The 16,957-nt window shown below is 72.4% G+C and carries 13 protein-coding genes; 8 read left to right on the top strand and 5 right to left on the bottom strand.

Annotation, left to right across the window (positions count from 1 at the left end; translation table 11 throughout):
• Positions 1-262: 262 nt before the first annotated feature.
• From B2363_RS06690 to B2363_RS06720, 7 genes are read left to right on the top strand one after another with little or no spacing between them, the layout of a single operon-like run.
• Complete coding sequence (locus tag B2363_RS06690) at positions 263-4,267, top strand: BACON domain-containing protein (RefSeq protein ID WP_286929302.1); 4,005 nt, start codon at positions 263-265, stop codon at positions 4,265-4,267.
• A gap of 3 nt (positions 4,268-4,270) precedes the next feature.
• A complete protein-coding gene (locus tag B2363_RS06695; protein WP_286929304.1) occupies positions 4,271-5,317 on the top strand; it encodes a hypothetical protein in 1,047 nt (348 codons plus the stop codon).
• On the top strand, positions 5,314-5,778 hold the full coding sequence (locus B2363_RS06700; RefSeq protein ID WP_286929306.1) for an acyltransferase: 465 nt from the start codon (positions 5,314-5,316) through the stop codon (positions 5,776-5,778). The genes B2363_RS06695 and B2363_RS06700 overlap by 4 nt, the downstream gene beginning before the upstream one ends.
• A complete protein-coding gene (locus B2363_RS06705; RefSeq protein WP_286929307.1) occupies positions 5,775-6,890 on the top strand; it encodes a DegT/DnrJ/EryC1/StrS family aminotransferase in 1,116 nt (371 codons plus the stop codon). Before B2363_RS06700 ends, B2363_RS06705 begins: the two co-directional genes overlap by 4 nt.
• Entirely contained in the window at positions 6,887-7,951 is a 1,065-nt protein-coding gene (locus tag B2363_RS06710) for a glycosyltransferase family 2 protein (protein WP_286929309.1), read from the top strand. Before B2363_RS06705 ends, B2363_RS06710 begins: the two co-directional genes overlap by 4 nt.
• A 4-nt stretch (positions 7,952-7,955) precedes the next feature.
• Positions 7,956-9,185, top strand: a complete 1,230-nt coding sequence (locus tag B2363_RS06715; protein WP_286929311.1) for a lipase family protein — start codon at positions 7,956-7,958, stop codon at positions 9,183-9,185.
• A 10-nt stretch (positions 9,186-9,195) separates the two neighbouring features.
• Positions 9,196-10,260 carry a glycosyltransferase family 2 protein gene (locus B2363_RS06720; protein WP_286929312.1) on the top strand — a complete coding sequence of 355 codons (1,065 nt, stop codon included), beginning with the start codon at positions 9,196-9,198 and terminating at the stop codon, positions 10,258-10,260.
• On the opposite strand, the gene B2363_RS06725 is transcribed toward B2363_RS06720, so the two are convergent.
• The 4 genes from B2363_RS06725 to B2363_RS06740 are packed head-to-tail and all read right to left on the bottom strand — an operon-like array spanning position 10,244 to position 13,978.
• A complete protein-coding gene (locus B2363_RS06725; RefSeq protein ID WP_286929313.1) occupies positions 10,244-11,680 on the bottom strand; it encodes a DUF4082 domain-containing protein in 1,437 nt (478 codons plus the stop codon). The genes B2363_RS06720 and B2363_RS06725 overlap by 17 nt on opposite strands.
• On the bottom strand, positions 11,680-12,525 hold the full coding sequence (locus B2363_RS06730; RefSeq protein ID WP_286929314.1) for a glycosyltransferase: 846 nt from the start codon (positions 12,523-12,525) through the stop codon (positions 11,680-11,682). Before B2363_RS06730 ends, B2363_RS06725 begins: the two co-directional genes overlap by 1 nt.
• Positions 12,522-13,445 carry a glycosyltransferase family 2 protein gene (locus B2363_RS06735; RefSeq protein WP_286929316.1) on the bottom strand — a complete coding sequence of 308 codons (924 nt, stop codon included), beginning with the start codon at positions 13,443-13,445 and terminating at the stop codon, positions 12,522-12,524. Before B2363_RS06735 ends, B2363_RS06730 begins: the two co-directional genes overlap by 4 nt.
• Positions 13,442-13,978, bottom strand: a complete 537-nt coding sequence (locus tag B2363_RS06740) for an acyltransferase (RefSeq protein ID WP_181754749.1) — start codon at positions 13,976-13,978, stop codon at positions 13,442-13,444. The genes B2363_RS06735 and B2363_RS06740 overlap by 4 nt, the downstream gene beginning before the upstream one ends.
• Before the next feature lie 151 nt (positions 13,979-14,129).
• Here B2363_RS06740 and B2363_RS06745 point away from each other — a divergent pair, with 151 nt between their 5' ends.
• Positions 14,130-15,638: a lipopolysaccharide biosynthesis protein gene (locus B2363_RS06745; RefSeq protein ID WP_286929317.1), complete on the top strand. Its 1,509-nt coding sequence runs from the start codon at positions 14,130-14,132 to the stop codon at positions 15,636-15,638.
• A 2-nt stretch (positions 15,639-15,640) separates the two neighbouring features.
• Here the strand turns inward: B2363_RS06745 and B2363_RS06750 are convergent, their stop codons facing one another.
• Positions 15,641-16,843 (bottom strand): glycosyltransferase family 4 protein, encoded by a 1,203-nt coding sequence (locus B2363_RS06750; protein ID WP_286929319.1) that lies wholly within the window; start codon positions 16,841-16,843, stop codon positions 15,641-15,643.
• Between the last annotated feature and the right edge of the window lie 114 nt (positions 16,844-16,957).

The raw sequence follows: 16,957 nt of genomic DNA on the forward strand, positions 1-16,957 counted from the left end.
GACGCGTATCACCGCCGGCCCCGGAGCGCTCATGGGCAGCAAGGTCGGTTCGCCGGGAACGAAGTTTCGAACCACATACGTCGCACTGGTCACAACATTGGTGAAGGCGCCAAAGTGCAGTCGTTCCAGTCGTTAGGCTCCACTCACGGGGGTGCTCGCGGTCGGTCACGTTCACGGCGCGCCGCGTGGCAACGGTGAAGATTCGGGTCTCATGCGTCGCACAGGGCGGGAGTTGCAGAGGCCATCGGTGAAGGACGGCACGATGCTCCATCTCAACCCTCCCGGGCGACGCACAGCTGCCATCGCAGCCGCGCTGGTCGTCCTGACGGCGGCGCTCCAGGGCCCCGCCGCGGCGGAGACGGAGGCGACGACGTCCCCCACGGCACCGACCTCCGCGCCCACCAGCACGCCGACCTCGGCGGCCCCCACCACGGCACCGACCACCGCACCGACGCCGGCGCCCACGCCGGCGCCCACGAGCGCGCCGAGCCCGTCCGCCTCCGCGCTGACCGTCCCGGACTACAGCCGCTCCGTGCTCGACACGTCGCCGTCCCAGCTCGCCTTCGGGACCCGCCACGCCGTGCAGTGCGACGGTGCCCAGACCGTCTCCGTCGTCACCTGGAGCGGTGACAACCTGCCCTGGGTCGCCTCGGCCGACGCGTCGTGGATCACCCTGTCGGCCACGTCCGGAGCCAGCCCGGCGCAGTTCACGGTCACGGCCGACTGCGACGACCTCGCCGTGGGCGTGCACTCCGCCCGGGTGACGGTCCGTGACGACGTGCCCGGGGTCGACCAGAGCCAGACCGTCGACGTGCGCGTCGTGGTCAACCCGTCCGGTCCCGTCGGCATCTCCACGTGGAAGGACGGCCACCGCGGCGCGTTCAGCTCGTCGACCGATGACAGCTTCTCGTCGGGCTATCCCGAGCTCAAGGCGGCCGGCACCACGGGCACCTTCGTGATGAACGGCAGCACGCCGCCCGCTGACTACGCGCAGATGTACGCCGACGGGATGGAGCTCGGATCGCACCTGCTCTACCACCTGTGCACGCTGGTCAGCCGGACCAGCCTGATCTCGCACATCACCGGCAGCATCAATGGCGTGGCCCAGGCGACCGGCTCGGCCGACGAGGTCCAGAGCCTCGTGTGGCCGTGCGGCTTCCGCAACATCGAGTACGGCGTCATCGCCGCCGACTACTTCCTCTCCGCCCGCGGCTACAACTGGAACGCGCTGGAGGACACGACGCCGACCGACTTCATGGACATGAAGAGCTTCAACTCCCACGAGCACGCGCCCGCGCCGCCGGCCGACCTCAAGACGATCGTCGACATGGCGCAGAGCCAGGGCAAGTGGGCCAACCTCGTGCTGCACGACATGACCAACGACGACGGCGCGATCGCCTACGCGGCGACGAAGGACGTGTGGAGCGCGCCCATCGGCACCGTCGTGAAGTACATCCACCAGCGCAACCGCACGGTGATTGACGACGTCGTCGAGGGCGAGGACGCGCTCGACTTCACGATCCGGCGCCTGGGCCTGCCCGAGGTGCCGCAGCGCGACGCCGAGGCGTTCGTGAAGTCCCGCGACAAGCTGACCTTCACGGTCGACGTCACGGGCGTGCCGCACGTCTCGGGCGTTCGCGTCGCCGGTGCCGCGGTGCCGTTCCGCATCCGCACCGACGGGGGCACGTCGACGCTGTACTTCTCCTCGGCGGTCACCACCGACAAGCAGTCGGTGAAGGTGCTCAAGTCCGAGACGGTCCCCGCGATCCTCGACGCCGACGACGCGCCGCTGACCCTCACGGCCGCCGAGGGCGGCGCCGCCGTCGAGAAGGCGCTCGGCGTCCGCAACGCCGGCGAGGGCACCCTGCAGTGGACCGCCGAGGTCCTCTCGGGCGAGTCCTGGCTCTCGGTGTCTCCGGCATCCGGCACGGGCAACGGCTCGTTCACCGTGCGGGCCACGCCCGGCACGCTCGCTGCGGGATCGCACACGGGCTCGATCAAGGTCCACGCCGCGGGTGCCGCCGGCAGTCCCGTCACGATCCCCGTGACGCTCAAGGTCACGCCGCGCGGCGAGGCGCGGTACGCGCTGACCTATCCCGACCGCCAGGCGCTGCTGGCCGACGGCTGGGACTTCCGGGCCAGGACCGCTGCGGGCGCGGTGCGCGACACCGAGCGCACGAGCGGATCGGTCGTCGCCTACTCGGCCTCCGGGCTGCGGATGCCCGTGGACACCGGCGACATCTGGTCGTCCATGAACAACTCGCGCAACTCGCTGCTGCGCGACCTGCCGACCGGGTGGAACCGCGTCGAGCTGAACGTCCCGTCGTTCGCCCCGACGCGGAACTACCAGTCCGCCGGCATCGGCGTCTATGACGACGACGACAACTACGTGCTCCTGACCCGCAGCTTCAACGTCGGCCAGCGGGTCTCGCTGGTCAACGAGGTCGCGGGCAACGCCCAGATCGTCCTGGCCCAGACCTCGACCGCGACGAGCCTGCGGCTGCGCCTGACCCGCTCGGGCAACACCATCACGGCGGCGATGTCGACGAACGGCGGAACCACGTGGACCCCCGCCGGGTCGGTCACGTCGACGCGGGCGTTCTCGCGCCTCGTCCTGCTGACCGGTGCCGACGCGCAGTCCACGTCGCAGCCGACGGCCGTCTACGACGAGGTCGTCGTCGCCTCCGCGGGCGAGTCGACCGAGCCGACGACGACGCCCACGACGCAGCCGACCACGACTCCCACCACGACTCCCACCACGGTGCCGACGACCGAGCCGACGACGACGCCCACGACGGTGCCGACCACCGAGCCCACGCCCACGACGCCCACGCCGACGCCTCCGGCGCCGAGTGCGGGCACGTTCTCGCTGGGCTACCCGAACCGCGCCGCCCTCGTGGCCGACGGCTGGGACTTCCGGGGCCGCACCGGCGCCGGCCTGGCCCGCGACACCGAGCGCACGTCGGGCAGTACGGCGACGTACTCGGCCCAGGGCCTGGGCCTGCCGACCACCTCCGGTGATCTGTGGTCGACGTCGAACAACTCCGACAACACGGTCCTGCGCGACCTGCCGAGCAACTGGAGCTCGGTACGCGTCCGACTCACCCACGCCCCGAGTGCGAACTACCAGCACGCCGGCATCGTGCTGTACGACAACGACGACAACTACCTCGAGCTCGCGCGGTCGTACCACTCCACCGCGGGCGGGCAGATCGTCATGGCGATCAACGAGACCGCGGGCACGCCGGTGGCCCAGGCCGTCGCGGGCGTGACGGCGACCGATCTGGTGCTGCGCTTCGAGCGCAACGCGGCGACGAACCAGATCGTGTCGTCGTTCTCCACCGACGCGGGCGCCACGTGGCGCACGGTCAGCACGGTGACCCGCGGGTTCACGGCGCCGCGACTGGCGCTGAACTCCGGCGGCGCCACAGGTGCGCAGGTCACTGCGACGTTCCGCGAGGCCACGGTGCAGGTGCCCACGACCGTGGCTCCGACCGAGCCCGCGCCGTCGCCGACCACCCCGTCGCCGTCGCCGACCACCCCGTCGCCGACGCCGACCACCCCGTCGCCGACGCCCACCACGCCGACGCCGACCCCGACCCCGACGCCGACCCCGACGCCCACGGTCCCGACCGAGACGACGGACACGCACGTGCTCGACCAGACCTCGCGCACGGCACTGCTGGCAGCGGGCTGGGACTTCGCCGCCCGTACGGCGGCCGGCGCGGCGCGCAGCACCGAGAGCGCGACGCTCGCCCCGACGTACGCGGCCAACGGGCTCGGCCTGGCGACCGGCCCGGGCGACCTGTGGCAGGCGATGAACAACACCGCGAACACGGTGTTCCGCGACCTGCCCAGCACCTGGACCAGCGTCACCGCGACGATGGCCTACGCGCCGACGGCGAACTACCAGCACGGCGGCATCGTGCTCTACGTCGACGACGACAACTACATCGAGCTGACCCGCGCGTACAACTCCGGTGCCGGCGGGCACAGCGTGGCCCTGATCGACGAGCGCGCGGCCAGTCCGATCGTGCAGCGCGTGCCCACCACCGCCACGTCCCTGAGACTGCGGTTCACCCGTGATCCGGCCACCCAGGTGATCACCGCGGCCTTCTCGGCCGATGGTGGCTCAAACTGGAGCGAAGTCGGTCGCGTCACCCGTACGCTGACGAACGTGCGCATCGGACTCAACGCAGGCGGAGCCGTCTCCGGCGCGCCCGTGGCGCGGTTCGAGCGGGTCGTCGTCGGCCGGAGTGCGAGCTGATCCATGCGCGTCGGAATCATCGGGGGCGGCTTCTTCGGCTTCCACATCGCCCAACAGATCGAACGGCGCTTCGGCGACGTCCGGGTCGAGATCTTCGAGCGTGAGCCCACGCCGCTGATCGGCGCCGGCACGACCAACCAGTGCCGGCTGCACATGGGCTTCCACTACCCCCGGTCGGGCTACACGATCTACCAGTCGATCATGGGCTTCGACCGCTTCACCGCCGAGTACTCCGAGTTCCTCAGCGACGTCGACGAGAACCTCTACGCCGTGCACCACGACGGTCTGGTCTCGGTCGAGGAGTACCTCGCCGTGATGAGCTCGTTCCACCTCAAGTACGAGGTGCTGCCGATCACCGGAGAGCTGCTGCGCCGCCCCGACGACTACGGGCTGCTCATCAAGGTCCTGGAGAAGTCGATCGACGTGAAGGCCCTGCGCGAGCGCCTCGTCCGCCGGTTCGACGGCGTCCTGCACGTGGACACGCCCGTCGACGAGGTCGACGCCGCGACCGGCACGATCCGCAGCGGCACGCGCGAGTTCGGGCCGTTCGACTACGTCATCAACGCCAGCTACACCGACCCGAACATGGGCCTGCCGGCCGACAAGCACTTCCGGATCAAGTGGGAGCTCGCGGCCCTCGTGCTGGCCAAGACCTCGCTGCACTCGAGCATGGCGGTCACGATCATGGACGGCGACTACGTCTCGGTCTACCCGGCGTACGACGGCCTGCACACCCTCTCCTCGGTGGCCTACACGCCGATGCGGCGCTACGACACCCACGCCGAGCTGATGGCCGACTACCCCCACCGTCACGAGATCGCCGAGCGCGAGCACGTCGCGGCGAAGATCGCGCAGGACGTGGGGGAGTACCTCCACGTGGAGCACGACCAGAAGGAGCTGTGGGTCACCGCGAAGACCAAGCTCGCCACCGACATGGGCGACTCCCGGGTCACCGAGGTCCGTCACCACGACCGGCTCTTCTCGGTGCTCTGCGGCAAGATCGACGCCGTCTTCGAGGCCTCCGACGCCATCTTGCGAGAGATGCGGTGAGCGAGCCACGGCGGCTGTCGATCGGCATCCGCGACTCCATGTTCGGCGACGACTGCGTCGTGGCCGAGTGCGTCAACGTCTACGAGGCCACCTTCGGCGACCGGTGCTTCGTGGGTCCGTTCGTCGAGGTCCAGAACGACGTCGTCTGCGGCACGAACGTGCGCATCCAGTCCCACACCCTGGTCTGCGAGGGGATGCGGATCGGCGACGACGTGTTCATCGGCCACGGGGTGATGACCGCCAACTCCCGCTACCCGCAGGCCGGTGCGGCCGACTGGACCTGCGAGCCGCCGGTCGTGGGCGACCGCGTCTCGATCGGCTCCAACGCCACGATCCTGCCGGGCGTGACGATCGGCGACGACGCCGTGATCGGCTCCGGCGCCGTGGTCTCGCGCGACGTCGCGGCAGGCACCATCGTGGTGGGTACCAACCGTGTCCTCGAGAAGCCGGAGCCCGCATGACCGTCCCCTTCCTCGATCTCGCCGCCCAGCAGGCCGAGATCGCCGACGAGGTGCTGCCGCTGTGGCAGGAGGTCTTCGCGTCCGCGGACTTCGTCGGCGGACCCCACGTCGAGGCGTTCGAGCGTGAGTACGCCGCCTACGTGGGCGTCGAGCACTGCATCGCCGTCGCCAACGGCACCGACGCGATCGAGCTGGCGCTGCGCGCCGTGGGCGTCGTGGCCCAGGACGAGGTCGTGCTCCCGGCGAACACGTTCGTGGCCACCGCGGGCGCGGTCGCCCGGATCGGAGCGGTGCCCGTCCTCGTCGACGTGGACCCCGACCACCTGCTCATCGACCCGGCCGCCGTGGACCCCGTGATCACGGACCGCACCCGCGCGGTCGTCCCCGTCCACCTGTTCGGCCAGACCGCGCCCGTCGAGTTGGTGCGGACCGTGGTGCAGGACCGGGGCATCTTCATCGTGGAGGACACCGCCCAGGCCCAGGGCGCCCGCTCGGCGGCCGGCACCGCCGGCGCACTCGGCGACGCGTCGTCCACGAGCTTCTACCCGGGCAAGAACCTGGGCGCGGCCGGCGACGCCGGCGCGGTCCTCACCCGTGACCCGGTGCTGGCCGAGGTGGTGCGCAGCACCGCGAACCACGGCAGCACGGTCAAGTACGTGCACGACCGGGTCGGCATCAACTCGCGCCTCGACGCCGTGCACGCGATCGTCCTGAGCGCGAAGCTGCGCCGCCTGGAGCGCTGGAACGACGCCCGCCGCGCCGTCGCCCAGCGGTACGCCGAGCTGCTCGCCGACGTCACCGGCGTCCGCACCCCGCGCACGCGGCCGGGCAACGAGGACGTCTGGCACCTCTACGTGGTGCAGGTCGACGACCGTGACCGCGTGCTCGCGCGCCTGCACGAGGAGGGCATCGGGGCGGCGATCCACTACCCGACGCCCGTGCACCTCACCGACGCGTACGCGCACCTCGGGTACGGGCCGGGCACCTTCCCGGTCGCCGAGGAGGCCGCCGGCCGGATACTGTCGCTGCCCATGCACCCGCACCTGAGCGCCACCGACCAGGACCGCGTCGTCGACGCCCTCGGCCGCATCGTGGGGGAGGGCACCGCATGAAGGTGCGCTGGCCGAGCCGGCCCACGGTCGGCCGACTGCCCCACGTCGAGGTCGTCGTGCCCTGCTACAACTACGGCCACTACCTGCCCGGCGCCGTCGAGGCGGTCGTGCGCCAGCCGGGGGTCACCACCACCGTCACGATCCTCGACGACAAGTCCACCGACGACTCCGCCGAGGTCGCCGAGCGGCTGACCCAGCAGCACCCGAACGTGCGCCTCATCCGCAACGAGCAGAACCTGGGCGCCGTCCCCACCTTCAACAAGGGCGTCTCGCAGGCCGACTCCGACTACGTCGTCCTCATCTCGTCGGACGATCAGCTGGCGCCCGGTGCGCTGGGCCGGGCCACGGCGCTGATGGAGACGCACCCCAGCATCGGGCTGGTCTACGGCAAGACGCAGAAGTTCCTCACCGACCCGGTGCCGCGGCCCACACGGCCGGCGGTCACCTGGACCACGTGGGACGGCGACGACTGGATCCGCATGCAGCTGCGCCGGTCGTGGAGCAACATCGCCTCGCCCGAGGCCGTCGTGCGCACCTCGGTCCAGCACGACGTCGGTCCGTACGACGAGGACCTGCCGTTCACGCACGACGCGCTGATGTGGCTCAAGATCGCCGCGGTCGCCGACGTCGGCCACGTCAACGGCGTCGACCAGGCCTACTACCGGCGCCACCCGAGCAGCATGTCGATGCAGGTCGGCCTCGCGCGCGACGCGTGGGAGCGTTGGCGCGCCTACGACCGCTTCCTCTCCTCGTGGCCGAACCGCGCCAGCGCCGAGCGGCTGCACCCGCACGTGCGCCGGCGGCTGGCCGACGAGGTCCTGCTGACCGCGCTGCTCCTCGGCGCGGAGTCCCCGCTGACGGACGGGGCGTTCGACGAGGCCTTCGACACCGCCCGCCGGATCGACCCCGAGGTCGTCGGCCGGGCGCAGTGGTCGGATCTCGAGGCCCTGCGCGACGGCCGCCCCGCCGAGGGCCTGCCCGCGCACGCCCGGGCGGCGGCCCGGACGGCCGCCCTCAAGTCCCGGTGGCAGCGCTGGCACCGCTACCGCTACTTCGGGTAGGACGATGAGCTCCCTGCGGTCGCGGCTGTCGCGTCCGGTGGTCCTCGTGGCCATCGCGCTCACGGTCGTGCTCGTCGCGGTCGTGGCGGTGGCCGTCCTGGCCACCCGGGGCGACCCCGGCGACGGTCAGCGGTCGACCGCGCCGCTGCCGCAGGAGCCCGGCGAGCTCCTGGAGGCGACGCCCGTCGCCGAGGGAGCGCCCGAGGGCAGCCGCGCCTGGCGCATCCTCTACACGACCACCGACCGCGAGGGCACCACGATCGAGGCGACGGCCGGCGTGTACGCGCCCGCGGACACGTCCCTCACCGACCTGCCGGTCGTCGCCTGGGGTCACGGCACGTCCGGCTTCGCGCGGGCGTGCTCGCCCAGCCTTCAGCCCGACCCCATGGCCGCCGGCTCGATGTACGTGGCCGACGAGGTGATCGACCGGGGCTGGGTGCTGGTCTCGCCCGACTTCCCCGGCGTGGGTGACGACGGCGACCAGCCCTACCTGATCGGCGAGGGCGCCGGCCGGGCCCTGCTCGACGCGGCGCAGGCGGCGCGCGACCTCGACGACCTCGACACGGCACCCGAGACGGTGGTGTGGGGCTTCTCCCAGGGCGGTCACGCGGCGCTGTGGGCCGGCGGGCTCCAGCCGGCCTACGCCCCCGACGCAGAGCTGGCCGGAGTCGCCGCCCTCGCGCCGGCCACCTTCCTGAAGGAGACGTTCGACCGGCTGCCGGCGCAGGACCGGATCTTCGCGGCCTACACGATGGCCTCCTACGACGCGGCCTACGACGACGTGCGCTGGAGCGACTACGCGACCGAGGAGGGCGAGTCCTTCGGGCGCGAGGTCGCCGCCGAGTGCCTCCCCGACCCGCAGGCCTACTCCGAACTGGCGACGGAGGTCATGTCGTTCCAGGACGGCGCGCTGTTCGACCAGTACTTCGCCAGCGGTGCGATGGGCAAGCGGCTGGCCGAGAACGAGCCCGAGCTGCCGGTCGAGGCGCCGCTGCTGATGGCCCAGGGCGCGACCGACACCGTGGTGCTGCCCGAGCGGCAGGCCGAGTTCGCCACGCGGGCGTGCGCGCGCGGCCAGGTCCTGGAGTACGTCACGGTCGAGGGCCGTGACCACCTCGGTCTCGTGCTGGAGGACTCGCCACTGTTCCCCGACCTGTTCGCCTGGACCGAGGCCCGCTTCGGCGGGACCCCCGGTCCTGCCGAATGCGTCCGGCGCACGGCCGGCCGCGGGTAGGCTCGGCGCGATGCTCGACTACGCCATCGTGGTGGCCACCCGGAACCGGCTCGACATGCTGCGCGTCTCGCTGCCGCTGTTCGTGGCGCAGTCCCGGCCCGCCTCCCGGATCGTCGTGGTCGACCGCAGTGACGACCACGAGGCCGTGCGCGCCTACTGCGAGTCGGTGGCCCGGGAGACCGAGATCCCCCTGGTCGTGCGGTACGGCGACCAGGCCAACCTGCCCGCCCAGCGCAACCAGGGCCTCGATCTCGTGACGGAGCCGGTCACGATGTACCCCGACGACGACTCGCTGTGGTTCCCCGACACGGCCGAGCACCTCATGGACGTCTACGAGGCCGACCGCAACCGCCGCTACGGCGCGATCTCCGCCACGCCGGTGGCCGCGGCCCCGCCCGGCGTCGACGTGCCGATCGCGCCCACCCGGCGACTGACGAACGTCCCGGTCGTGATGGCGATCAGGAACCGCGTCGAGCGGCTGATCGTGCCCGCCCCGTTCGTGCTCTTCGGCGCCGAGCGCACGAAGGCACTGCGGTCCGGCGCGGAGCAGGACGGTCTGGACCACCCGCTCGTGCCCACCATCGGCGGCTACCGGATGACGTTCCGCACCGAGGTCCTGCGCGAGCTGCGGTTCGATCCCACGCTGGGCTCGCGCGTCGGGTACGCCACCCACGAGGACATCGACATCGGCCTGCGCGTCCTGGCCTCGGGATCCCTCGTCGCGGCGGCGCCGCGGTCGCTGGTGTTCCACTGCGTCGCCCCCGGCGCGCGGGCCGCCGGGTTCGACTACGGCTTCTTCCACGTCCTGAACTACCTGTACATCTGCGCGAAGGTGATGCCCGAGCGGTCGCTCGCGCGGCGCCGGCTGCGGCGGTACCTGCGCTACAAGCTGTTCCTCTACGCGGCCAAGCGACGCGACCAGTACGGGCGCGAGGTGCACCAGGGCGCGAAGGCGGCGTACGCAAGGTTCGACGAGGTCATGGCGGCCGACCAGTCCTCGCTCCCCGTGCTCTACGGGCAGGTCGCCGACGCCGAGCGCGCGGCCCACGCCGCGTCGCTCACCGCTCGCAGCTGAGCGGCCCGAGGGCGCTGATGTCGCCGTCCGGCGACACCGACACGATTTCGTTGCCCGCGCCCCAGGTGGTCCGGTCGCACGTGGTGACGTTCGAGGGCCCGTACTGCCAGGAGTCGGCGACGACCTTGAGGCCCGAGACCCGGCCCGGGGTGCCGAGCCGGAACGAGAAGCCACCGCCGCCGACCAGCACGTTCTCCACCGTCAGACGCTCGTTGCCCGAGTTCTCGGGGTGGAAGATCGCGCCGTTGCCCAGGCACCCCTCGTCGTGGTTGAGCAGGATCGTGGTGTCGCGGATCGTGGCGGGGGCGGCGCTGTTGGCCTGGAAGCCGTCGCCGTGCCAGTCGACGTCGGGGCAGCCGTCCGCCGGGGCGATGCTGAGGTAGGAGTCCTCCACCACGACGGGGCCGCAGCCGTGCTCGGCGCCACCGGCCCGCAGCCCCTCGGACAGGCCGATGACCTTGACCCGGGTGGCTGTGTAGCCGCCGAACTGCACGGCCGGCTGGAACAGCTCGGTGTCGCCGCGGACGAAGCTGGAGTCCTCGATCACGAGGTTGTTGTTGCAGGCGTTCGCCTGCAGGTTGTCGATGCGCGAGCCGACGAACTCGACGCGTCGGATCGTGACGTCGGGGGCGCGGACGTGCAGCACGCCGTTGACGATCCTCACGTCCTCGAGCACGGTGCCGGGCTCGTCGACGTCGAGGTCGCCCGTGTACGTCTGCTCCGGCTCCCAGTCCTCGGGCACGCCGGTGTCGGCCGACGTGGGGTAGCCGGAGGCCTTGAAGTCGTCGGTGTCGACGATCTTCGGGTCGGCGGGGGCCGCGGCCTCGGGCACCTTGCCACGCGGCATGAACAGCGGGTCGACCCAGTACTGGCTGGACTCCCACGACTTCGTCGGGAAGTTGCTCTCGGCGCCCTCGGCGTAGACGCCGCTCTTGCCGGGCTCGATCTCGAGCGCCCCGGAGTACGACTGGCCCGAGTAGCCGACCGTCTGGGCGAAATTGCCCTGCGGTGCGTGGTACGACACGACGTGGCGCTCGCCCTGCTCGATCTCGACGGGCTGGTCGAACCACGCGGTGCGCCACCCCTCCTGGCCCCCGGTCTCCCCGAAGTCGACGGTGGCGAGCCGCTCGCCGTCGGACGACCACAGGCTGGCCACGTGGGGCCCCTCGTTGCGGGGTGTCCACCAGAAGCGCACGCCGGCGACCGCGCCCTCGACCTTGCTCGTGAACGCCGTGCCGAGCTCCACGGGACCTTCGTCGTTCACCACGCCGACGTGCGCAGGGGGGACTTCGGGCCACAGCGAGACGACGTCGCCCGAGGGGGCACCGTCGTCGAGCGGGTCGATCACGAGGAACGCGACGACGGCGAGGGCGACGAGGGCGACGATGACCCCGAGGCTGATCAGCAGGAGCTTGCGCATCAGCGACCCGCTCCCGCGTCGACCGGCCCGCGCGAGGTCTCGTCGCGGTTCCACGCACGCGTCGAGCGCACCCGCGCGTGCAGGCGGGCCGCGACCGTGACCGCCACGTAGACGAGGGCGGCGGGCAGCAGGCGCGGCTCTTGGCGCACGATGTCGCGCCACGTGGGCCGCGGTGCCTGCACCCGGTGGCCGAGCGCGGCCAGCTCCTGGTTCCCTGCGACGATGCGCACCTGGCGGCGGTAGAGCGAGCGCAGGGTGCGCGGGGGATGCACGGTGAAGGTGGCGCCGTCGGGGTTGTGGCGCTCGGCGTGCTCGAAGTGGGCGTAGACGAAGCCGTCGTCGGCGATGACGTCGGGGAAGGCGCCGAAGCGGGCGCGGCCCTGCTCCGAGAGGGCGTAGACCCCGGCGCCGATCACGTGGTGCCTGACGTAGCCCAGCCGCGAGCGGATCGCGTAGTAGGCCCGGCACGGGAGCGAGAGGCCGGTCGTGTCGAACATCGGCCGTGGCGCCGCCGCGAGGTGGCCCGACTCGAGCGCGCCGACGACCGCCTCGAGGGCGCCGGGCGACAGCACGACGTCGGCGTCCAGGTAGACGCGCGGGAAGGCCGAGACGGCCGCGTCGCCGGCGTTCAGGGCCGCGGTCTTGGAGGCGGTGGGGATCTCCACGACCCGGACCCCGTCGTACGCCGCGGCGACCTGCGCGGTGGCGTCGGTGGTGGCGTTGCAGACCACGACGGTCTCGAAGTCCGCCGGGTCGAGGCCGTCGAGCGCGGCCTCGATCGTGCGGCCGATGACGCGCTCCTCGTCATGGGCCGGGATCACGATGCTCGCTCGGGCCGGGTTCATCGCGCCTCGCCCGGGAAGCCGTCCCACCACTCGCCGCGGCGGCGCCACGTGGCGAGCCACTTCGCGCCGCGGCCGGTGAGCCGCGAGCCGAGGGCGCGCAGGCCCACCCCGGCCCGCAGCAGCGCGACGCCGAGCGGGGCGCCTCGACCGTGGTGGGTGCGGGCGTAGGTGATCTTGCCGGCCAGCAGCAGCGGCTTGCTGCCCGCCGTGCCCTCCGACGAGCGGCCGACGGCGTGGACGACCTCGACCGCGGGATCGATCACCGGCCGGGCGCCGAGTGCGCGGGCGCGGGCGCTGAGGTCGGCGTCCTCGCCGTAGACGAAGTAGCGCTCGTCGAAGCCTGCGAGACGGTTCCACAGGTCGCGCTCGACCAGCAGCAGGCAGCCGGTGATCATGCCGACCTCGCGCACGGTGTCGCGCGGCCAGCGGCCGAGCGACTCGGGGTCGAAGACGGTGGAGTGGCGGAAGACGGTGGACAGGCCCGACGCGAAGCAGAACGTGCTCCACAGGCTTGGCAGCCCCCAGCACGACGAGGGCTCGAGCTCGCCCTCGGTGGTGAGCGTGCGGCCGCCGTACATCCCGTGGCCGGGGTGGCCGCGGGCGAAGTCCACGAGCTCGGCGAGGGAGCCGGGACGGGCGTCCATGTCGGGGTTGAGCATGAGCACCCACGGTGCGGAGCTCGCGGCGGCGCCCTGGTTCACGGCACGGGCGAAGCCCACGTTGGCGTCGTTGCGCAGCAGCATGGCGTGCGGCGCGTGGAGCGAGACGACCTCGGCGCTGTCGTCGGCCGACGCGTTGTCCACCACGACGAGCTCGGCGGACAGGTCGCCCAGGGCGGCCGGGAGCGAGTCCAGGCAGCGGCCCACCCAGTCGGCGCTGTTGTAGGTGACGATGACGATCGCCAGGTCGGCGGTGCTCACGTGGCGGCACCGCGGCGGCGCACGACCTTGGCCGGGACGCCGGCGGCGACGGAGTCGGGCGGCAGGTCGCGGGTGACCACGGCGCCGGCGGCCACGATGGTGCCGTCGCCGATCGTGACGCCCGGCAGCACGACGACCCGCGTGCCCAGCCACGTGTTCGCGCCGATGACGACGTCGGCCTCGCGCTTGGGCAGGTCCATCACGGGGCCCGGCCCCGCGTCGAAGTCGTAGTTCGAGGCGGTGATGAAGACGTCGGGGCCCAGGAGGGCGTGGTCGCCCAGGGTGATGCGGCCGTTGGAGTCGCCGGCCCACAGGCAGCTGCCCTGACCGATGTGCGAGCCGTCGCCGATCGTGACGCGGCTGCCGTTGCGCACCGAGACGGTGGGGGAGAGGCGCACGCCCGCGCCGATCGTGGCGTCGTCGATCGAGGCGCCGTCGTACCCGGCGAAGTTCGCCATCCGCGCCCAGCGACGCCACGTGCGGGGGCGCAGGACGCGTCGCGCCGCACTCGAACCCGGTCGACCGTCGCTCATGAATCGGTCCTCTCGACGTCGCCCGCGAGGTGCGGGCGGTCTGCGCATTCGGCCTCTGACGGACAGTGCCGCGCAGTACAGTGTATTGCGGTCGGGCGCTGCCTTTCCGGGGTTTGGGGCGATGGACCGAGGTCCGTGCGATGGGGTGGGAATGAGCGAAGACACCGGACTCGCCCGGCACACCTCGATCAGCGTCCTGTGGATGACCGCGCAGCGCTGGATCACCCGGCTCGGCGGCTTCCTGACGATCATCATCCTCACCCGGATCCTGTCGCCCGAGGACTTCGGCGTCGCCGCCACGGCCACGACGCTGCTCCCGCTGATCTACGTCCTGGCCGACGCGGGCTTCTCGGCATACCTCGTCCAGGCCGACGAGGTCGACGAGCGCACGCTGGCCACCGCGTTCTGGTTCTCGCTCGTGTCCGGTGCGGCCCTCGCCGGGGTGATCGCGCTCGCGGCGCCGTTCATCGGCGCGGCGCTCGACGTGCCCGAGGCCGCTCCGCTCCTGCAGGTCATGGGCCTGTCCGTGCTCGCCGTCGCGGTCGGCTCCGTGCCGATGGCGCTGCTGCGGCGCGCGATGGAGTTCCGCAAGCTCGCCCTGATCGAGGCCAACGCGGCCATCATCGCCCAGGTCGTGGCGATCACCGTCGCGGTCACCGGCGGGGGTGCCTGGGCGCTGGTGCTGCAGGTCCTCTGCGGCCAGGTGATCGTGCTGGTCTCGGTGTGGATCGTGGCGCGCTGGCGGCCCCGCCCCGGCTTCTCGCTCGCGCGGTTCAAGGTGATGGTCGCGTTCGGCTCGCACGTCGTCGGCAGCGGCCTCGTGTACGCGCTGCGCGTCTGGGCCGAGACGGCGATCGTCGTCGCGGGGCTCGGCGTGCGCGAGATGGGCTTCCTCTCGATCGCCCAGCGGCTGGTGCAGACGGCCCAGGACCTCTCGATCTCGGCGCTGCTCCCGGTCTCCATGGCCGCGTTCGCGAAGATCCGCGACTCCGTCGACCGGCTGCGCGGCTTCTACCTGCGTGCCTCGGCGGTCGCGTACGCCGTGATCACGCCGCTCATGGTCTTCCTCGCGGTTGCGGCGCCCGAGGTCGTGGAGCTGCTCTTCGGCGCCGACAAGTCCGAGAGCGCGCTCGTGGTCCCGGCGCTGGCGATCATGGCGATCGCGGGCGTGGGCTGGGCCGTCGACCAGGCGCTCCTGGTGGGCACGGGTCACCCGGGCCGCTGGTTCGCCTTCATCGCGGTGATCTACAGCCTCGCGCTGCTGGTCTCGCTGTACCTCGTCCAGTTCGGGCTGATCGCGGTCGTCACCGGGTGGGCCGCCATCGCGATCGCCGAGGCGCTGCTGCGCTCCATCCCCGTGGCGCCGGTCATCGGCGCGACGCGGTGGCAGGTCATGGCGCCGTTCGTCAGCGTCGTGCCCACCGCCGTGCTGGCGGGGGCGGCCGGCTGGGGCGTGCTGTGGCTGGCCGACCCGCTGCCGCTCCTCGTCGAGATCTTCCTGGGCGGGATGTCGGTCCTCGTCACCTACCTCGTGGCGATGGCCCTGCTCAAGCCGGCGACGACGGCCACGGTGCTGTCGGTGCTTCCCGGCCGCATCGCCGGTCCGGTGCGCGCCGTGCTCGGCCGTCGCCTCCGCGTCGGGGACGCTCCCGGCGCCTGAGGTCAGCGACCCTCGAGGGCGCGGCGGTAGAGCGTCTCCAGGTGCTCGACGCGGCTGTCCCAGAGCGAGACCTCCGCGCTGCGCTCCCGCGCTCCCGCGGCGAGGCGGGCCCTCAGACCCGGATCGGCGCACAGCCTCGTGAGGGCGTCGGCGAGGTCGCGGGCCAGCTGCTCGGGATCGGTGACGGGCACCCGGATGCCGCAGTCGTCGGTGACGGTGCTCGCGGGGCCACCCCGGTCGCACGCCACCACCGGCAGCCCGTGCGAGAGCGCCTCGATCACGACGATGCCGCCGGCCTCGCGGTAGCTGGGGAAGACGAAGACGTCGGCGGCCGCGTAGAAGTCGTCGACCGCCTCGTGGTCCACGCGACCGTGGAAGTGGACGAGGTCGGCGATGCCGAGCTCAGCAGCCAGCGCCTCGCACGCGGCCCGGTCGTACCCGTCGCCGACCACGTCGAGGGTGGCGGTGCCGCGGGGGAGCAGGTGCAGGGCGCGGACGGCGTCGCGGACGCCCTTGTTGCGGATGACGCGGCCCACGTAGAGCAGCCGCACGCCCTGGGTGCGGTCGGAGCCGGGCGCGGCGGGCGGCAGGACCTCGATGCCGGTGTCGCTCATCGTGGTGAAGTCCCGCACGGGGATGTCGCCCAGCTGGTCGCGCACGTAGTCGGCGATGCCCACGACGAGCGAGGCGTTCGCGAACGTGGCGCGCAGCGCGGGGCTGCGCCGCAGGCGAAACCGGTCGAGCCGGCGCAGCCCGGTGAACCACGGGGCGCCGCCCTCCTCGTCGGCGAAGGCCGGCGGCGACTCCAGGCTGCCCCCGACGGGCCCGATCACGTACGGGACGCCCGCATCCCGCAGCGGCGAGGCGAAGCGCAGGGACACCGGGGTGATCTGGTGGGCGAGGTCGAAGCGCTCGCCGCGGGCCAGCGCCCGGCGGATCCAGCGGCGGGCGCGCCACGCGAACGGGTAGTAGCCGGGGTTCAGCATGGCCTTGAAGCGCTCGTGGCGCCCGATCAGCGGGGGCTCGTCCCACTCGACGATGCGCGCGCCCTCGACCGTCCCGGTGAGCGGCAGTCCGGCCCGCTGGCGGTAGCACAGGACGGTGACGTCGTGGCGCTCCGCGAGGCGCCGGATCCACTGGTGCGCGATCCACGCCTCGCCCACGGACTCCGGGTGCGCCGTGGAGACGACCAGCAGGAGTCTCACGCGCCGCGCCCCACGCGGACGGGGACGAGGAGGACCTCGGGATCGGACATCGCAGCGCTCACCTCGGCGTCGGGGACGGTCGGGCACATCGTATCGGCGAGACGCCCTCGGGCG

It is taken from the genome of Aeromicrobium sp. UBA7512, from assembly GCF_002476985.1.
Lineage (GTDB): Bacteria > Actinomycetota > Actinomycetes > Propionibacteriales > Nocardioidaceae > Aeromicrobium > Aeromicrobium phoceense.